Genomic DNA, 425 nt, shown 5'->3' with positions numbered 1-425 from the left:
CTGCTGTTCAAGGCGGCGTTCTACTTCGTGGCGGTCTCGCTCGCCTGGGTCGCGGTGCTGCGCTTCGTTCCCGTCCCCTTCACCGCGACCATGGCGGGCGACCTGTTCGCCGGGCGCGGCGTCTCCAAGGATTGGACGCCGCTGAGCGCCATCGACCGCGACATGGCGCGCGCGGCGATCGCGGGGGAGGATGCGCGCTTCTGCCTCCACAACGGGTGCGACCTGCGCGCGATCGCGGGCGCGGCGGTCAGCAACGCCCGCGGGCGTCGTCTGCGCGGCGGGTCGACGATCAGCCAGCAGACCGCCAAGAACGTGTTCCTGTGGCAGGGCGGCGGTTACGTCCGCAAAGCGTTCGAGGCGTGGTTCACCGTCCTGATCGAGCTGGTCTGGGGCAAGCGGCGGATCATGGAGGTGTACCTCAACGT

General features: G+C 69.6%; 1 protein-coding gene. It reads left to right on the top strand.

What is annotated here, in order from left to right:
- Positions 1–425: transglycosylase domain-containing protein (locus GV818_RS33820; RefSeq protein ID WP_218586330.1), on the top strand; the 425-nt coding region annotated here is incomplete at both ends.

The sequence above is a fragment of the Pseudomonas sp. Fl4BN1 genome (genome assembly GCF_009908285.1).
GTDB lineage: Bacteria > Pseudomonadota > Gammaproteobacteria > Pseudomonadales > Pseudomonadaceae > Aquipseudomonas.
Note: the sequence above shows the minus strand (reverse complement) of the source record. Positions and strands in the feature narration are given on the sequence as shown.